General features: G+C 56.9%; 16 protein-coding genes and 2 pseudogenes. 8 read left to right on the top strand and 10 right to left on the bottom strand.

The window, feature by feature from the left end; all coding sequences use genetic code 11:
- Positions 1 to 13: 13 nt before the first annotated feature.
- Positions 14 to 1,516, bottom strand: a complete 1,503-nt coding sequence (pdxR, locus tag ACZ0AV_RS20665) for a MocR-like pyridoxine biosynthesis transcription factor PdxR (RefSeq protein ID WP_499152754.1) — start codon at positions 1,514 to 1,516, stop codon at positions 14 to 16.
- Between the two features lie 160 nt (positions 1,517 to 1,676).
- On the opposite strand from pdxR, the gene ACZ0AV_RS20660 reads away from it, so the two are divergent.
- Complete coding sequence (locus ACZ0AV_RS20660) at positions 1,677 to 2,879, top strand: NAD(P)/FAD-dependent oxidoreductase (protein WP_499152753.1); 1,203 nt, start codon at positions 1,677 to 1,679, stop codon at positions 2,877 to 2,879.
- Positions 2,880 to 3,017: 138 nt separating this feature from the next.
- Positions 3,018 to 3,644 (top strand): LysE family translocator, encoded by a 627-nt coding sequence (locus ACZ0AV_RS20655; protein ID WP_499152752.1) that lies wholly within the window; start codon positions 3,018 to 3,020, stop codon positions 3,642 to 3,644.
- Positions 3,645 to 3,674: 30 nt separating this feature from the next.
- On the opposite strand, the gene ACZ0AV_RS20650 is transcribed toward ACZ0AV_RS20655, so the two are convergent.
- Complete coding sequence (locus ACZ0AV_RS20650; protein ID WP_499153418.1) at positions 3,675 to 4,283, bottom strand: methyl-accepting chemotaxis protein; 609 nt, start codon at positions 4,281 to 4,283, stop codon at positions 3,675 to 3,677.
- Positions 4,284 to 5,456: 1,173 nt separating this feature from the next.
- Positions 5,457 to 6,641, bottom strand: coding sequence for an aldo/keto reductase (locus ACZ0AV_RS20645; protein ID WP_499152751.1), 1,185 nt, complete (start codon positions 6,639 to 6,641; stop codon positions 5,457 to 5,459).
- A 189-nt stretch (positions 6,642 to 6,830) separates the two neighbouring features.
- Between ACZ0AV_RS20645 and ACZ0AV_RS20640 the strand changes: the two genes are divergently transcribed.
- Positions 6,831 to 7,811, top strand: coding sequence for an AraC family transcriptional regulator (locus ACZ0AV_RS20640; RefSeq protein WP_499152750.1), 981 nt, complete (start codon positions 6,831 to 6,833; stop codon positions 7,809 to 7,811).
- Between the two features lie 15 nt (positions 7,812 to 7,826).
- Here the strand turns inward: ACZ0AV_RS20640 and ACZ0AV_RS20635 are convergent, their stop codons facing one another.
- Positions 7,827 to 8,375: a DUF4124 domain-containing protein gene (locus ACZ0AV_RS20635; protein ID WP_499152749.1), complete on the bottom strand. Its 549-nt coding sequence runs from the start codon at positions 8,373 to 8,375 to the stop codon at positions 7,827 to 7,829.
- A 201-nt stretch (positions 8,376 to 8,576) separates the two neighbouring features.
- On the opposite strand from ACZ0AV_RS20635, the gene ACZ0AV_RS20630 reads away from it, so the two are divergent.
- Positions 8,577 to 9,077 (top strand): hypothetical protein, encoded by a 501-nt coding sequence (locus tag ACZ0AV_RS20630; protein WP_499152748.1) that lies wholly within the window; start codon positions 8,577 to 8,579, stop codon positions 9,075 to 9,077.
- Between the two features lie 55 nt (positions 9,078 to 9,132).
- Here the strand turns inward: ACZ0AV_RS20630 and ACZ0AV_RS20625 are convergent, their stop codons facing one another.
- A complete protein-coding gene (locus ACZ0AV_RS20625; protein WP_499152747.1) occupies positions 9,133 to 9,597 on the bottom strand; it encodes a DNA methylase in 465 nt (154 codons plus the stop codon).
- 217 nt (positions 9,598 to 9,814) lie between these two features.
- Here ACZ0AV_RS20625 and yghU point away from each other — a divergent pair, with 217 nt between their 5' ends.
- Positions 9,815 to 10,660 (top strand): glutathione-dependent disulfide-bond oxidoreductase, encoded by an 846-nt coding sequence (yghU, locus tag ACZ0AV_RS20620; RefSeq protein ID WP_499152746.1) that lies wholly within the window; start codon positions 9,815 to 9,817, stop codon positions 10,658 to 10,660.
- 219 nt (positions 10,661 to 10,879) lie between these two features.
- On the opposite strand, the gene ACZ0AV_RS20615 is transcribed toward yghU, so the two are convergent.
- The 5 genes from ACZ0AV_RS20615 to ACZ0AV_RS20595 all read right to left on the bottom strand — a co-directional run bounded on the left by ACZ0AV_RS20615 (position 10,880) and on the right by ACZ0AV_RS20595 (position 15,646).
- The gene (locus tag ACZ0AV_RS20615) at positions 10,880 to 12,616 is read right to left on the bottom strand and encodes a retron Ec67 family RNA-directed DNA polymerase/endonuclease (RefSeq protein WP_499152745.1); all 1,737 of its coding nucleotides are present in this window, start codon (positions 12,614 to 12,616) and stop codon (positions 10,880 to 10,882) included.
- A 200-nt stretch (positions 12,617 to 12,816) separates the two neighbouring features.
- Positions 12,817 to 13,569: a hypothetical protein gene (locus ACZ0AV_RS20610; protein ID WP_499152744.1), complete on the bottom strand. Its 753-nt coding sequence runs from the start codon at positions 13,567 to 13,569 to the stop codon at positions 12,817 to 12,819.
- Between the two features lie 40 nt (positions 13,570 to 13,609).
- A complete protein-coding gene (locus ACZ0AV_RS20605) occupies positions 13,610 to 14,212 on the bottom strand; it encodes a HEPN domain-containing protein (RefSeq protein ID WP_499152743.1) in 603 nt (200 codons plus the stop codon).
- Complete coding sequence (locus ACZ0AV_RS20600) at positions 14,205 to 15,272, bottom strand: DUF262 domain-containing protein (protein ID WP_499152742.1); 1,068 nt, start codon at positions 15,270 to 15,272, stop codon at positions 14,205 to 14,207. The genes ACZ0AV_RS20605 and ACZ0AV_RS20600 overlap by 8 nt, the downstream gene beginning before the upstream one ends.
- Positions 15,273 to 15,343: 71 nt before the next feature.
- The gene (locus tag ACZ0AV_RS20595) at positions 15,344 to 15,646 is read right to left on the bottom strand and encodes a DNA-binding protein (protein WP_499152741.1); all 303 of its coding nucleotides are present in this window, start codon (positions 15,644 to 15,646) and stop codon (positions 15,344 to 15,346) included.
- 91 nt (positions 15,647 to 15,737) lie between these two features.
- Here ACZ0AV_RS20595 and ACZ0AV_RS20590 point away from each other — a divergent pair.
- The 3 genes and pseudogenes from ACZ0AV_RS20590 to ACZ0AV_RS20580 all read left to right on the top strand — a co-directional run.
- A pseudogene (locus tag ACZ0AV_RS20590) lies at positions 15,738 to 15,953 on the top strand (helix-turn-helix domain-containing protein).
- Complete coding sequence (locus ACZ0AV_RS20585; protein ID WP_499152740.1) at positions 15,941 to 16,111, top strand: Arc family DNA-binding protein; 171 nt, start codon at positions 15,941 to 15,943, stop codon at positions 16,109 to 16,111. The pseudogene ACZ0AV_RS20590 and the gene ACZ0AV_RS20585 overlap by 13 nt, the downstream one beginning before the upstream one ends.
- Before the next feature lie 44 nt (positions 16,112 to 16,155).
- Positions 16,156 to 16,818 (top strand): annotated as a pseudogene (locus ACZ0AV_RS20580) (phage integrase); the annotation flags it as partial.
- Between the last annotated feature and the right edge of the window lie 30 nt (positions 16,819 to 16,848).

Genomic DNA, 16,848 nt, shown 5'->3' with positions numbered 1-16,848 from the left:
CGCCGAACCCGCTTCAGCGGCCGCGCAGAATCCGCGCTACATCCTTCGCGGCGCGCTCGATGACCTCCTCGGCATAGGGCGCGAAGCCCATCACCAGCCCCGGCGCCTGCGGCTTCACGCAATAGCGTTGCAAGGGCATCACGTCGATGCCCTCTTGCGCCAGCCGCGTCCTGGCGTCCATTTCGTCGCCCACCTGCAAACGACACACTACATCCAGCCCGGCACGGATCGGCGGCACGTCGATCAGCCCTTGCCAGTGCCTTTGCGCCGCATCGGCGAAGGCCTCGGCCCGCGCCGCATAGAGCTTGCGCATGCGGCGCAGGTGACGGTCGAAATGGCCCTCGGCGATAAAATCGGCCAACACCGCCTGCGACAGGCTGTTGGCGTGCCGCGCGGTCAGCGAAACCAGCCGCGTGAAGCTCTCCACCAGTTGCGGCGGCAACACCACGTAAGCCAGGCGCAGGGACGGAAACAGCAGCTTGCTGAAGGTGCCGGCGAGAATCACCGAGGCATCGGTATTGGCCAGGCTGCGCAGTGCCGGAATGGGTTTGGCGACGAAGCGGTATTCGCTGTCGTAGTCGTCTTCGAAGATGTAGCTGCCACGCTCGCTGGCCCAACGCAACAGCGCCAGCCGCCGCGCCGGTGACAGCTCGCCACCCATGGGCGCCTGGTGCGACGGGGTCACGTAGGCCATGCGCGCATCCGCTGCCACGCGCATGCCCTCCTCGACCTGCAGGCCGTCGCGGTCGACCGGCACGTCGACCATCGCCACGCCGCTGGCGTTCATCAGTTGCCGCGCGCCGGGGTAGCCAGGATCTTCCATCCAGACCTTTTCGCCGGGAGCGACCACCAGCCGCAAGGTCAAATCCAGCGCCTGCTGGACGCTACCAAGAATCACGATGCGCTCGGCCCCCACCTGCACGCCGCGAGCGATCGACAGGTACTGGGCGATGGCGCTGCGCAGCGCCGGCAGGCCCGCCGGGTCGGCGTCGAGCATATCCAGCAGGCGTGACGAGCGCAGATGCCCGGTATGCAGCTTGCGCCACAGGTCGATGGGGAACGCCAGCACGTCGCCGCGGTGCGGGAAAAACGCTCGCAACCCAGGCTGCACGGCGCCGCCCATGAACACCGGCTTCTCGGCGGCCAGGCGCTGCGCCCATCGAGTGGTCGGCGACTCGCGCTGCTGCTCGGCAGGCGGCGTGATGGGGCGCCGCACGTAGCCTGCGTTTAACGTTACATCCGGCAGCACCGCGCTGACCCGCGTGCCGTAACCGCTGCCGGTATCCAGGTAACCCTCCGATTGCAGTTGCTGGTAGGCAGCCTGCACCGTGCCACGGGCGAGGCTGTAGTGCTCGGCCAGCGCCCGCGTACTGGGCAGCAGGCTGCCCGATGGCAGGCGATTACTGAGAATCGCCTGACGCAGCGAAGCGTACAGCCAGCGCTGCAGGCTTTCGCCCGGCTGCGGTGCACCGAGCGGGAGCGACACCACCAGAGGCGCCTTTTGTGTGCCCGCCATATAGCCTCACTTGGATCAATTCATTTAGCACTTTATGGATCAATACGCTGGTCCACTTCAAGTAGAGAATCACCTCGTCAGCCGCTAATGACCACTTAACGTCGTAGCGACCGCCTGCATCGTCACCCGCGAGCAGGTCACCGTTTTCGAGGACTCTGTGATGAAACAACGAATTCTGATCGTCGGCACCGGCTTCGCCGGCCTGTGGAGCGCCCTGAGCGCGGCGCGCCAGCTCGACTTGCAGGCACGCGACGACATCGAAATCTGCGTGGTCGCGCCCCAGGCGAACCTGCATGTTCGCCCACGCTTCTACGAGGCGGATGTGGCGCGGATGCGTGCCCCGCTGGACGCGCTGTTCGCCGTTGTAGGTGTGCGCTTCGTGCCGGGCTGGGTCACCGGAATCGACAGCGACGGGCAAACCCTCACCTACCGTGACGCCGACCAGGCCGAGCACAGCGTGAGCTACAGCCGTCTGATCCTGGCCAGCGGCAGCCAGGTGAACCGCCCTGCCCTGAGCGGCGTCGAGCATGCCTTCGACGTTGACAGCCTGGAACAGGCCGAAGCCCTTGAACGCCACCTCTTTGGTCTGCGCGACCTGCCGGACAGCCCAGCACGCAATACCGTGGTGGTGGCCGGCGGCGGCTTCACCGGCATCGAAACCGCTACCGAGATGCCAGCGCGGCTGCGGGCGATCCTCGGCGAGCGAGCCGACATCCGCGTGATGGTGATCGACCGAGGCACGCAGATTGGCGCCAGCCTCGGCGCACAGGTCGCCCCGGTGGTCGCCGAAGCCAGCGCTCGTCAGGGCGTGACCTGGCGCCTGGGCAGTTCGGTGAGCGCGGTGGATGCAGGCGGCGTCACCCTCGCCGATGGCGAGCGCATCGACGCCCTGACGGTGATCTGGACGGTCGGCGTTCACGCCTCGCCACTGACTGCACAGCTGCCCGCCCAACGCGACGCCCACGGCCGCCTGCACGTCGATCGCAACCTCAAGGTCGTGGGCCTGAATAACCTGTACGCCGCCGGCGATACCGCCTTTGCAGCCACCGACGACCTCGGCAATCACGCCCTGATGACCTGCCAGCACGCCATCGCCCTGGGCCGCTCGGCCGGCAACAATGCGGCCGCCGACCTGCTCGGCGTCGCGCCGATGCCTTACAGCCAACCCAAGTACGTCACCTGCCTGGACCTCGGCCAATGGGGCGCGCTGTACACCGAAGGCTGGGATCGCCAGGTGGTGCTGACCGGCGCCGAAGGCAAGCAGCTGAAGACGCAGATCAACACTCAGTGGATCTACCCACCGGCCGCCATCCGCGAAACCGCCCTGGCCGCGGCCGACCCGCTGATTCCCGTGGTGGCGTGAGTTAGCCAGTGGCTACGCATATGGCCAGCGCCGCGTCAGTCGTCTTCCCCAGGGAGGTGGCTGACGATTTCCTTCAAGACAGCCCCATTCGCGCAGCCACAGACTGCCGGCATCCTGTCTCGAGAAGCGATGCCCGCCATGCAACAATTCCTGCTCATTGCCGCCGCCCATTTCCTGGCGCTGCTGTCCCCCGGACCGGATTTCTTTCTGGTGGCCCGTACCTCGCTGGCTGCGGGATGGCGAGTCGCCAGCGGCGCCTGCCTGGGCATCGCCGTGGCCAACGCGGTGTTCATCGTCGCGGCGTTTACCGGCGTGTCGGTGCTGCAGCCGGGCAGCGTGCCCTTCATCGCGCTGCAACTGGTCGGCTGCCTGTACCTGCTTTATCTCGGCGTGCTGTTCATCCGCCACGCTGGCAGCAACGTGCTGCAGGCCGCGCACGGCGTAGTTCCAGGCAGACAATCAAGCTGGTGGCAAGCCGCCGGCATGGGCTTTCTGTCCGGCATTCTCAACCCCAAGAACGCGCTGTTCTACGTCAGCCTGGCGAGCATGCTGGGCAGCGCACACAGCAGCGCTGGTTGGAAGCTGTTCTATGGCGTGTGGATGTTCGCCGTGGTGCTTGGCTGGGACCTGCTGGTGGCGCTGGCCATTGGCAATGGGCGGTTGCTGCAGCGTTTCCAGCGTGCGCTACCAACACTGGAACGCGCCTCCGGGCTGGTATTGATCGCCCTGGCGCTGGGCATGCTGGGGCTGTTGCTGCTGGGCTGAGGAAACAGCCCAGCGAGAACGGTTTGCCAATCAATCCTTAAGCCGCGCAGCCAGCGTCGACAGGTCACCGGACAGCCCCTGCATCGCGCGGCTCGCCGACTCGCTGCGCTGCAGGTCGGCTTCGTTGCTCTGGGCGATGGAAACGATTTCCGCCAGGTTGCGGGCGATGTCTTCGGCCACCGAGGTCTGCTCTTCGGCAGCCGTGGCGATCTGCCGGTTCATGTCGCGGATGGCTTCCACCGCCAGGGTGATGCTATGCAGACGCTCGCCGGCCGCGCCAACCTCGGCACGGCCCGCCGCACTCTGCTGAGCACCGGCGCTGATCGCCGCGGTCGCTTCCTTCGAGGCGCCCTGCACGTTGGCGATCAGTTGGTGGATTTCGCTGATCGAGCTGGCAGTGCGAAACGACAGGTTGCGCACTTCGTCCGCCACCACTGCGAAGCCCCGGCCGGCATCGCCCGCCCGCGCCGCTTCGATGGCCGCGTTGAGGGCCAGCAGGTTGGTCTGGTCGGCGATGCCGCGAATCACTTCCAGCACGCCGCCAATGCGCTCGCTGTCGCTTTCCAGCCGGGTGATAACTGCCGAGGTGCGGGTGATTTCACCATGCATCTGCTCGATGGTGGCGATGGTGCGGGCCATGGTCGCCTCGCCTTCGCGCGCCGCCAGGTCGGCGTCATCGGCTGCACGGGCTGCGCTCGCGCAATGCCGCGCCACTTCGTCGGCCGTTGCGCTCATCTCGTGCATGGCCGTGGCCACCTGATCGGTGCGCGAAAACTGCTCGCGGATACCGTGACCGATATGCCCGGCCACGCTGCTCAGTTCATGGGTGGCGGCGTCCAGCTCACCCGTGCCGCGGCGCAGCTGTTGCGACAGCGTCTGCATGAACTCGCGCAGGCGATTGGCTGCCTGGGCCAGGCGGCCCACTTCGTCCTCGCGGCCTTCGCTCAAACGCGCACCGAACTGCCCACGGCTGAGCAGATCGAGCTGCCCGGTCGCCTGCAACAGCGGCGTGGTGATGCGCCGGTTTACCAACCAGGCACTGAACAACGCCAACAGCACGCCAAGCCCGAGCATCGCCAGACTGCCGAACAGCACGCTGCGCTGGGCGATCTCGCTCAACTGCGTGGCGCTCGCCTGGCTGCGCGCGTGCAGCTCATCGACCAGCAACGACAACTGCTCGGTGGTCGCCCGGTCGATACCCTTCACGGCAGCATCACCGGCCTCGGCGGAAAAACCAGCCGCAGTAAACGCCTCATAACCGCGGCGATACGCCTGGCCCATTTCGGCATGGGCACGGCGCAATTCGCTCAGGCGCTGCCGCAGCTCGGCACTGCCTGCCATGTCGATAAGGTGGCCAATCTGCGTTTGCACCCGTGCTTCTTCGCTCTGGAATTGCTGCCAGTAGCGGTTGCGCTGCGTCTCGTCAGTGCCGCGCAGCAGAACGTTCTTCCATTCCTGCACCTGGATCTTGAACGCCACGTTGGCGCCATCCACCTGCCGCGCCTCTTCGAGGGGGCCGCGCAGCAATGCCTGGTAACCGTCCAATTGCCGCGACAACAACGCAAAGCCGGCTAATGCAATCAACAACATCAACACCAGGCCACCGCCAATCAGCAACACCAATTGGGCACGTAGCGAACGACCAAGGCTCATGAAAATCTCGAACGGGAGGGAAAAGATCGAAGATCTTATGAATAATCTGTGACAGTTATGTTGCAGCTCGACAATCATTTGGCGGAGCGGTGGTCACCCGTGACCGACGCGCTTGCGCAAGATCGCCACCAGATCGCAGCCGGTGGCTATTCAACATGATCAGGCCGGAACCGGCGCCTGGGCATCGATCAGCTTCTGGCTTTTCAACTCACTCCAGAAAGCAGCAGGAATACCGACCTTCATTGCCTGCACATTGGAGACGATCTGCCCTGGTACCCGTGCGCCAGGCACGATTGCGGACACCTGCGGATGCGCTGCGGCGAACTGCAAGGCGGCGGTGTGGATGTCGATGCCGTGCTGCCTGGCAATGGCCATGATTCGCGCACGCTTCTCAACGGCGCCCGCCGGAATGTCCGGGCTGAAGTTGAAACGGCTGCGCCCACCGAGGAACCCGTCATTGAGCGGTGTACCCACCATGACGCTGGTGCCCTTTGTCTGCAAGGCGGGGAATGTGTTGCGCAGCGCGTCGGCGTGATCGAGTAGCGAATACTGGCAGGCCAGCAGCACGATGTCGGGAGTGGGATCATCGTTTGTCACCGCTTGCACGGCAGCATTGGGCGTATTGATGCCAAAGCCCCAGGCCTTGATTAGGCCCTCGTCGCGCATTTTTTCCAACTCGACCATCGCCCCTTCACGGGCAATCCGGTAGGCCGCCTCCCAGCCGCCCTCCAGCTCGGTGTTATCGGGCGACAGGTCATGGATGAACACGATGTCGAGCCGCGGCAGGCCTAGGCGCTGCAAACTGTCCTCCACGGAGCGCCGCGCGCCTGCGGCGGTATAGTCGTATCGATAATTGAAAGGCGCTGGCGACTTCCAGATGGCATGGTCTGCGCGCTTGCCTCCTGCCGCCGTCAGCACCCGTCCCACTTTAGTGGATACGACGTATTCATCGGGATTGCGGTTATGCAGAAAGCGACCCAAGCGGTACTCGCTCAAGCCAAACCCGTAGAACGGAGAGGTATCGTAAAGCCTCACGCCCGCTCCCCAGGCGGCCTCCAGAACCGCAGCCGCCTGCTGGTCGCTTATCGGCTCGAAAATATTGCCGATCTGCGTGCCGCCCATGCCAAAACGGTGAGGCGTCATGTAGCGCATCTTATGGGAAGGCGAATTGGCAGGCAGATTCGCACGCACGATTTTCCCTTCCGTACGCATCACGCTGCCGCGCTCGGTCAAGGATGCCGGGAGCGAAGCAGCAGGTGCCGTACCAGCAACGCTCATTGTCGGCAGCAACGTGGCTGCAACGGCACCAGCCGCTGAAAAGGTAAGAAAGTCTCGTCTGTCCATCTGGTTTTCCTTTCGCGGCACAAGGGGCAAGGGCTTCAGAAAAGCCGGCATCGGTGCTGGAAAACTAGAGCAAGGGCGACTTGTTGGGTGACCCTAATGCGGCCTATCTTTTGCACAATCCTGCCGATGCACTTGTGCTGATCACAGTCTCTCAGCAGACTCGACACTTCCATGAGCAGGGGTGCAATCATGACCGGCGTATCCTCCTCCCAACCCGCTGTCGGCACTGCACGGCCTGTCGCCCTGGGCGAACCAGTGCGCCCCGCTGAAACCTCTCTGGCACTCAACCAACTGATTGAACGCGTGGCGTCGGCAACAGGATTCGACGAGGTTCACCAAACCTCGATACCCGGCCTGACCTTCTACCGAATGGCCGATCTGGGAACCCCGACCTACTGCATCTACGAGCCTTGCGTAGCCATCATTCTGCAGGGTGCCAAGGAAATCATCTTTGGCGAAGAGGCCTGCGAATTCGGCCCCGGCGTGTTCTTCGTCACATCGGTGGACATTCCAACGCTGGCGCGTGTAACCGCAGCCAGTGAACAGACGCCTTATCTTTCATTGGTATTGAAGCTCGACCTGGCCATGCTCAATGAAGTGATCCAGACCCTGGCACCGGCAAAGCAGGAAGCCACTCACAAGGCGCGGGGATTCGTATCGGGCGCGGCGCCCAGGGAAATGCTCGACGCGTTCGAGCGCTTGGCCGCATTGATCGACCGACCGCTGGAAGCAGGGTTGATGTCGGATCTGATCAAGCGAGAGATTTGTGTTCGGCTGCTGCTCGGGGCTGCAGGCCCGTGGCTGCGCAGCGTGACCCGTGATGGCTACCGAGACAAAGGCATCGTCAGAGCCATCGAGTGGCTGAAGCACCATTATGACAAGCCGCTGCACGTGGCTGATCTTGCCGAGCGTTCAGGAATGGCCAGCTCCACGCTGCACCATAACTTTCGAAAACTCACCGGCACCAGCCCCGTTCAATATCAGAAGCAGCTAAGGCTGCAGGCGGCGCGCAGCATGATGCTCACCGACCGGATCGACGTGAATACCGCTGCGTTGCGGGTGGGCTATGAAAGCGTCGCGCAGTTCAGCCGTGAATACGCCCGACGCTTTGGCGCGCCACCCTCCAGAGACATCAAGCACGCGCGCCAAAATGGCGGAACGCTCGCCTGAAAGCGCGAGGCCGGCTCACGGTTTTCGAACGCGTGCCCTGGCCTCCTTTTCGGCCTCATCCATGGCTGCGGAAAGCAGCCCGGAACAGGCCAGAACACCGGCGCCTTTGGAGAGGCACTCATAGCGCTGCCGGTCTTCAGCGGAACTGGTGAGGCAGTCCTGCAAGGTGATTCGCTGTTCGGCGCCGGCGAGGTTCGTTTGGCCCTGTTGGTATTCGGCCGCGGTGATTCGGCCAGCGTCCCGGCGCTCCTGCGCGATCTCCCTCAGGTTCTGCAGATCGATAGCCGTCCAGTGCATGGCGCTCTGACACATCTCACGCCTCGAGAGCTTGCCTGCAACAGCTTCCCCCGCCGCAGCCTCGACAGGCGCCGCGGACACTGCGGCTCGCGGCTCACCGGCATACCCCTGCTTGACCGTCACGGCCTCGACCTGCTGCTGAGCGGGCGGTGGCTGACTGCCAAAATGCTTCTGGCCCTTCTCGTCCACCCAGGTATATACCTGGCTCAGCGCCTGAGTGGAAAGGCTGCACAGCAGCAGCAATGCGAGCGTCTGGCGAGCGAGCATGATCGATCAATTCCCTTGCGGAGCGCGGGCTGCGCTGTGGGCAATCTAGAACCGGGCGAAGGGTTTGCCAAGGGGCGGCCGCACCATCGACAGCCAATTTGCGAACCGGTCCATGAGGGTTCTGCAAAGTTGCCCAACGAAATGGGCAAGACTGAATACAATGCGCATCCGCTTCCAGCTCCCCACAAGGAACTCGCCGCCATGGCCTCCCTCGACAAGCAGAAAAAACGCGCCCAGCGGGCCAAGACCAAGGCCAAGCAGAACCGTGTGGGCCAGCCCAGGGCCAATCTCATCCATCCGGTATTGGCCAACCCGATGATCGACGAACCCTTCGATGACGTGGAGATCGACCTGAGCACCTTCGATTTCAAGGACATCGAAGAGAACGGCTTCGACCCGGCTCACTTCGATGACCTGTTCCAGGCCATGAAAGCGGGCGAAGGCATCAGCCTGCTCGCAATGTGCCTGGTGTTCCTGCAATACCCGGTGCTGGAGCTGGTGGTAGCCGAGGAGGAGGAAGACGCGGCCACCGACTTCATGATGGGCCTGCTGATCATCTACCGTGGCATCTTCCATGATGACGACGAGGACGCGGCGGTGCAGTGGATCGGCAGCGAAGCCTTCCAGGATGCCTACAACGAAGCGTCGGTGATCCTGCAGAAGAAGACCGCTCGCGAGCGCGTTCGCACGCAGGGCCAGTAGCGCCACGCACGCAGACTCGAAAACGCATGCGAGCGCTACCGAAAGGTTGCGGCGCTCATCCTCCATATGCCGATGCGCTGCCGTACAAACCCAACGCGGCCTCGCGCATGAAGATTTCCACGGTCTTCGGGCCTATACCCTCGAACTCGCTCAGGCGCCGCACGAAGTCTTCCTCGCTGGGGCTGTGCTGGCGGAGGGTGGTGAGCGTGCCCGCATAGTCGTCGATAAGCTTGGTGCCGAGCTTCAAGAGACGCTCAGCGGTGGAGATGTCATAGCGAACGTAGCGCGCCTGGCCGAGCATGCGCACCAAATGCTGTTTGCTGCAGCCGACGAGCCTGGCGGGTGAGTCCAGCCGATGCTGCTCGACGAGCACCCGGTAAGCCCGCTCGGCAACCGATTGCTGGATGGGCTTGCCGAACAGGAAGCTCGCGAGCAACCACTTGAACAGTGCTGCCTCCTGCGCATCGTCGAGCCCCGCCTTGAGCCCCAGATGCTGCGCCGTAATCCGCTTTTCGGTCACCGCCGCACTCCTTCTCTGTTCGATGTTTTACAGGCCATGAACAAGTGGACAGCAGGAGGCAGGCCCAGGGTTCCCGCCGCTGCTCACCTGCCGCCTGCCAGGCTGGCACATCAACCGCGATAATGAGCAACATGCGCGCTACGCAGTCGAATGCCTCGCACAATCCAGATAGCCTAGGCCGCACATGCAGTGTTCATGAGCCGATAGCGAGGAATCGATGAGCGAATCTACTTACGTACCGCCCAAAGTCTGGCAACACCTGGAAGCCTCGGGTGGCCAGTTCTCCAAGATCAACCGGCCGGTCGCCGGCGCCACCCACGAGAAGGACTTGCCGGTCGGCAAGCACCCTTTGCAGCTCTATTCACTGGCCACCCCCAACGGCGTGAAGGTGACCATCCTGCTCGAGGAACTGCTGGCGCTCGGGCATGCCGACGCCGAGTACGATGCCTGGCTGATCCGCATTTCCGAAGGCGAGCAATTCTCCAGCGGTTTCGTGGGCGTTAACCCGAACTCGAAGATTCCCGCCCTGCTCGACCGCAGCACCGATACGCCCATCCGCGTGTTCGAGTCTGGCTCGATCCTGCTGTACCTCGCGGAAAAATTCGCCGAGTTCCTCCCGAAGGACCCAGCCGGCCGCACCGAAACCCTCAACTGGCTGTTCTGGCAAATGGGCGCAGCGCCTTACCTGGGCGGCGGCTTCGGGCACTTCTACGCCTACGCACCGGAGAAATTCGAATACCCGATCAACCGCTTCACCATGGAAGCCAAGCGCCAACTCGACGTGCTCAACCAGCGCCTGGCCGAACACCGCTACCTGGCAGGCGACAGCTACACCATCGCCGACATCGCCGTGTGGCCCTGGTACGGCGAACTGGTGAGAAACAACGTGTACTCGGCAGCCGAATTCCTCGCCGTGCATGAATACCCCCACGTACTGCGCTGGGCCGACGAAATCGCCAACCGCCCTGCCGTCAAACGCGGCAAGCGCGTGAACCGCACCTGGGGTGATGAAGCCGAGCAAGTACCCGAGCGCCACGACGCTTCGGATCTGGATAGGGTTTGAGGCGGGAAGACTTTCTATGGAATTGTTGAGTTAGCCAGGTTAGAAACGACAAAACCCCGATGCTGAAAAGCATCGGGGTTTTGTTTGGTATGGCGGGAAGATAGGGATTTGAAACCCGCTTTTGAGCGGTTTCAGTGCGTCGCAGTACGTGCCAATTTGTGATTCCAAGGGACCTTAACGTGTCAGTTCGTAGCTATGACGCACAGTGTTTTCGACACTTCAATGCTCCTCACTCTTTTGTGCTGGCTGTTGATAAAATTTTATAGCCTTCACTACGTTCTCCAGAATTGGATGAAACCTGGAGAAATCAATTGACTCCTGATTTTTGCTTACAACATGTTCTGCAAATGTATTTTTTCCATAACTTGAGGAGGTGTCATAATCACTCGAGAAATTAAAGGTCTTATCCCCCAGCTTTAGCGCTAAAGTCTCATCACTGAAGAAGTTCTCTATCATGCTTTCCGGTTTGCCATTCTTTGGCGTAGGAATAACAAAAAGATTTCTAACAGCATTGTACATTCCTCTGCTTCCGTCGACGGGTTCAGACAAGCCTTGAATTTGCTTTATGAGGCTATATATATTCTTAGCTCCCTTGTCATTATCAACAACCATAACAACAGGTTTAATATTACCCGGCGCTTTGAACTTCTGACAAACGTCTGAATACTCAGCAATAAGTTTCTTTAGCTGCTCAGCCCCACCAGTCAAACCCAAGATATTGGATGTAGTCTTAGTAAACCTAAAGAATTCAACATTAAACACATACTCATCATTCTTTTTCTCTGCGAGCTCAGGAAAAACACCAAGCCGTGCGAAATATCTCATTGCACAGCGCAGATAAATTGCGTCGGTTTTACCCTCATAGATGACTAATGGCTTGGGGTTCGCATAAAACTTCCTATAAAAGAGAAACTTTCGGTAAACCTTCTCAATCCCCAAAAGATCCCTAGCACTTTGAGTATCTATAGCGCCATTCAATCTTATAGAGCGATTGAATTCAATTATCATATGGATATAGCTTAGCATCCCTGACAGTTGCTCTATAGAGCCGGGTTTTTTTGGCCCTTCAAAATCCTTTGAATGCGGAAGGTAAAATATTCCAGTTCTAAAAAGACTATCAGCCATAGCCCTCACAGATCGCTGATAGCGATAGTTAACATTTACTTTCTTGTTAACCACAAGCCCTGTTACGGCTTGCGATGATGTTCGGAACTGCATCCTAGTTTTCTTAGCGTTTACCTGAAACCCTGAGTTTTTGATAATTCTCTTTGTTTTACTTCCTATATCCCACTGACCAGTGCCTTCAATTGCTTTGGCAACGTGCTTCGGGAAAGAAAATTTATTAGTAGAGAATGTTAAATCATCCGCGTAGCGCGAATAAGTGCACCCTTGCGCCTTTGCTAACTGAGCAAGCCTTATATCTAAAAGGTGCCCTATAAGGTTTGATATGACGGGAGAACATGGACTACCCTGAGGCAGAGCTCCATTGTGGCAAGCGATCTGCGCAATAACAGTTGCAACAGGCTCTTTTAGCTTAAAGTCGTTATTTGAAATAAAAAAGCCTCGAACTCGCCCAAAATTTATACTCCCAAAAAAATCCTCAAGATCAGCATTAAACACAAAACGCCGACCCTTGTGTACAAATGCGTTTGTCGCTATTGAGTGCTTTCTTTTAAATGCATGAGATATAGATATCTTGTTGCCTTTAGCAGCATTAATTTCTTCAATCGAGTCCTGAAGGAAGTCTGCAAGTTTTCTTTGTAGAGCCCTAAGTTCATCACACGGCGCCGCAATTTTTCTTACACCGCCGCTCTTCTTAGGTATTTCAAACTCTCTATAAAGGTCTTTCTTAGGCTTTATGTATAGAATATAAGAAAGATACTTAGGCTTATAACCAAGCACCACTGCAAGCTCTCTCAAAGAACTTGCACTCTGCAGGCTAATCAAACGAGACATAATGGAATTATATTGAAAGAGGGTTTATAGGCACTCTTACGCGTATCGGAGCGACCTATTGAGTGGATCACTCTGGGAGGGAATTGGGAGCAATGGCGCCCAACGTTGTTGCCACTTGTCACAGAAGCATGACAAAAAATCTGCCTATAAACCCAAGAAAAAATTATCATTCCCTTGTTCCTTTGTCCAGCTTCCCGTTTCTATCCCATTGGGCTAAAGCTACTAGCTGCCCCGCAATATCGAGCTTTCATCCGATCACTTTGTTCTTTACGGTCACTTTCGTACCTTGACCGCCAATTTTTGCACTCTTCGTGGTAATGCTGCTTCGCAGCTTTGCGACATTCGCGGTAGTCGATTGATCCGCGCTTGTGGTTTGCGCATACGGTGGTGCCGTCGATGTGGTTGTTAATCGATATCCACTCGGCCAGATAGTTGGTGCCAACATTCCAGCTTTTGATCCATCTGGAAGTACGTTCACGCTCTACGGTGCGTTGCTGCTGTCTCGGCTGCTCAACTGATGCGATCTGTTGAACTGGTACGGGTGCCGGCTTGTAGGTGTTTACAGACTGCTTTGGTGTGTAGTTATTATCGTTGAACACAGTTTGCCGTTCGTGAGTTTCCTGGGCACGTTGGCGTGACCATTCTTCAAGCTCACGATTGGCTTGGATGGTCTGTTGGGCTTGGCTTGATCTGATCCAGTCTTGATCATTGCCTTGTAGCCCTTCGGCTGGGGGTTGCTGAGGCTGTGCGGGCTGTTGGCTAAATATGGGTTCGCCGCCGAAGCGGATCGCCTGCTTGAGTTGTGCCACGTCGATCACGATGGGTTTTGCAAATACTGTAACCAGGCCCCAAAAGATTGCAGAGCCAATACCAAGGATAGCCAGCTTACGCCATGGGCCTTGTTTCTTGCGTGGCTTTAGGTAATCAGGAATATCGTCCTTGTCAGCTTTCATCACCAGTCCTTGGGTACTTAAGATCGGCTAGCCTTTAAAATCAGCGAAATATATTATTATTTTGCTGCACCGTATCAGCTATGGCGCTCATATAAGACTTTACATTTGCAGTGTAAACCAACAAATCCCCAAGTGTTACGTCCGAGGCGTCATCATTGTGATGTATTATATTATTTCTTTTATTCACAATGTTCTTGATTCCTTCTTTACCCTCTGTAAAACCAGCACACGCATTAAGATCCAAGCCTATGTATTTAAATAAATCGAAAGTCCTATGAGGCTGCCCTGAAATATGATCCCCAAGATCCTTCTTCTTAATTTTAATCACTAAATCTTCAAATTTAGCATGACCATCTTTCAATTCTTTGAAGTCCGCTAAATACCACCTGATCAGGTTCTGCGGAACCTTCGCTTCCTTTACTTTATTAGAGATCAGTTCCACTCTACAATGAGCAATATCTTTCAGATACGACTCTAAATATGTGCAAATTGTAATCAAATAAGCTTTAACAAAGAAATTAACATTATTTTCGAAAAATACGTCAGGCGTTACTGCTAGCACACGTCCTTCCGTCTCTTCAATAATCTGTTCTATAGACTCCATCAGTTCAATATATTTATGCTTTATAGCTTCCTCATCCATTCATAATGTCTCCCAAGATTTTAGCCCACAAGGATCTGCGCTTTAAAATAGATCCTTTGTTTTGCAACCCTGACGACAATGTTTTCTGAAACTGTGGCATTTTGCAAAGCTCAGAAAAGCCGGCTTTGATTTCATCTTGCTTATCCATCAAAGCTTTTTCTGGAATACCACTAAAGCTGAACATTAACAGATCATAATGAACCATGCTTTGCCGGGCATATCTTTTATTCGTATCAACAAATACGCTATCCCCAAAGACCTTTACGCATTTCTTAAGCGTACTTTTAAAGTCCTTCCTGTAGGCTAGTATTTCTTTCTCACTCGTATCTTTTTGACTTGATATATACCAATCTAGATACTTCGATAGCTTATCTTGATAACCTTCTAATTCCCCCTTCAGAGCGAAATATCGTAAAACCTGCTCTTCGCCTTCCTGACTGTCCCGCTTAACAGTGCTTTTTTCTCCCATTGCAAACTTCGAAATTTCTTCCAGCTCAGCTAACTCTTTAAGCAAATCCGTAAATTTACTTGGGTAAATCGCATGTCTGATCTCTTGATCTGAAAGCTTAACCGCTCCCTGATTTAGCCTTGCAAAAATCTCTCTAATCAAGGACTTTGGATTTTCTTTACGAAGAACAATACAGCGAATCGTTGTAGCCTCTAGCTCAGTTTTGTATTGCCCCAACTCAGAAAATTTCTTGCCCTCTAGTTCTCTAAAAGCGCTCATTCCCTCCAGCGCGAATTCATCGTCAAAAAACCGAACTATAGTCGTTAAGCGCTGCACCCCATCTATGACTTCATGCTGACCACTTTCAGTTTCAGCAAAGTAACAAGAGGGCAACGGTATTCTCATTAAGCAAGATTCAATGAACCGCGAGGCACGTTCCCACCCCTCCTTATCCCATTTATATTTTCGTTGAAAGTCGGGATCCAATATCAACTTAGGCACAGATGATTTTATCCGCGAATACAATGTTTCAAACGGATAATCAATAGGATATAAATTTAACGTTTTTCCAGCATCAATGCTTTCCATAAACCACCCAAATTCTGCAAGCACCAAAAGTACTTGTCATGTTTAATTAACATTAGACCGGGCATACCAGCGCCTAGCTACTTCCGTTGTAATCGCTATCCCGCGTTTTGATTGGGCAAGTTTCGGTTGGCCTCTTCGTAGTCGGGGCTGACTTGGCCTTTATCTGGCATGACCTCCCCCGTCATGAGCCACCAGCGGTACTGAGGATACATCCTCCCCAGATGCTCCACTTCTTCGGCACCAAGCCGCGCCTTTCCTCTTTTAATGTTCTGCCACCGCACGTAATCCTTGCTTCCTACAGGTGCCAGCTCTTTCAGGCTGGTGCTGCTCAGCAATTGAAGCGCTCTATCGGCAATCCCGTCTGCCATTGAAAAATGCCATTGATGTTCTATATACATTATAGGAGCCAAGTGTATTATATACATTGTGTACATTTAACACGAAGCAAGTTCAATTTCCCAATATTGACACGAATAGGCACGGAACGACATGGGACTGGAGCAGCTGGACACCAACAAGCTGATAGGCCCGCAACAGGACGTTGAAACCATCGAAACCTGGGCGGATCGCAACGGCATTACCTAGGACACAGCTCGCTCCTGGGCAATGCGGGGCGTGATTCCCAGCGTAAAGCTCGGCAAACGCCGCATGGTCAACAGCGCCATGCTCCGCCACTGGCTGCTTGAACAGGAATGGACGGCATGAGTCGCACAGATCCGCAATTCAAGCTCCGTATGCCCCCTGCCCTTCGCGCCCAGGTAGAGCAAGCCGCTAAAGCTTCGCGCCGCTCCCTGAACGCCGAACTCGTCCACCGCCTGGAATCGTCGTTCGCCCAGGCTCAGCAAGGGGAACGGAGGCCATGACTCTTGCACAAGTATCTGTATCAACCTCACAGCCTGGACTGCCACTCGGCTACCTGCGCTCCGTCTTCAACGTGCTGCACCAGCTTGAGGAAATCGACTACCCCAATCCGCTGGCCAGGGTGAAGCCGCTACGCCTGCAGGAAAAGGAATTGGCCTACCTGACCGATGCTCAGGTCGACCACCTGTTCCAAGTCATTCATGAGCGCTGCAGAACGCCCCACGTCGCCATGATCACCGCGATCTGCCTCGCTACGGGTGCTCGATGGGGTGAAGCACAGGCACTGACGCCGGAACGAGTACGCGGCGGACTGGTGACCTTCGTTAACACCAAGGGCAAGCGCGTTCGCTCGATCCCTATCGACCCGCTCCTGGAACAGCAGATTCACCGGCACTTCAAGCTTCATGGCGTGTTCTCGAACTGCCTCAACAGCTTCGACAAGACCCTGGACGCTACCAAGCTGGTCCTACCTGCGGGTCAGGCTTCCCACGTTTTACGCCACACCTTCGCTAGTCGCTTCGTGATGAACGGTGGAAACATCCTGACCCTGCAGAAAATCCTAGGCCATCAATCGCTGGCCATGACCATGCGCTATGCGCATCTCGCACCGGACCACCTGCAGGACGCCGTTAAATTCGGGCCTGTTGGTGACTATCGCCGCTTCATCAACCTGATCGCGCCAGATCCCGTATTTGCTGACAGTCTCTGAGTCTTGGCTTACCATGCTTGAAAACGTATA

The organism is Pseudomonas sp. AC532, from assembly GCF_979258965.1.
The sequence above is the reverse complement of the archived record's forward strand: the minus strand, read 5'-3'. Positions and strand labels throughout refer to the sequence as shown.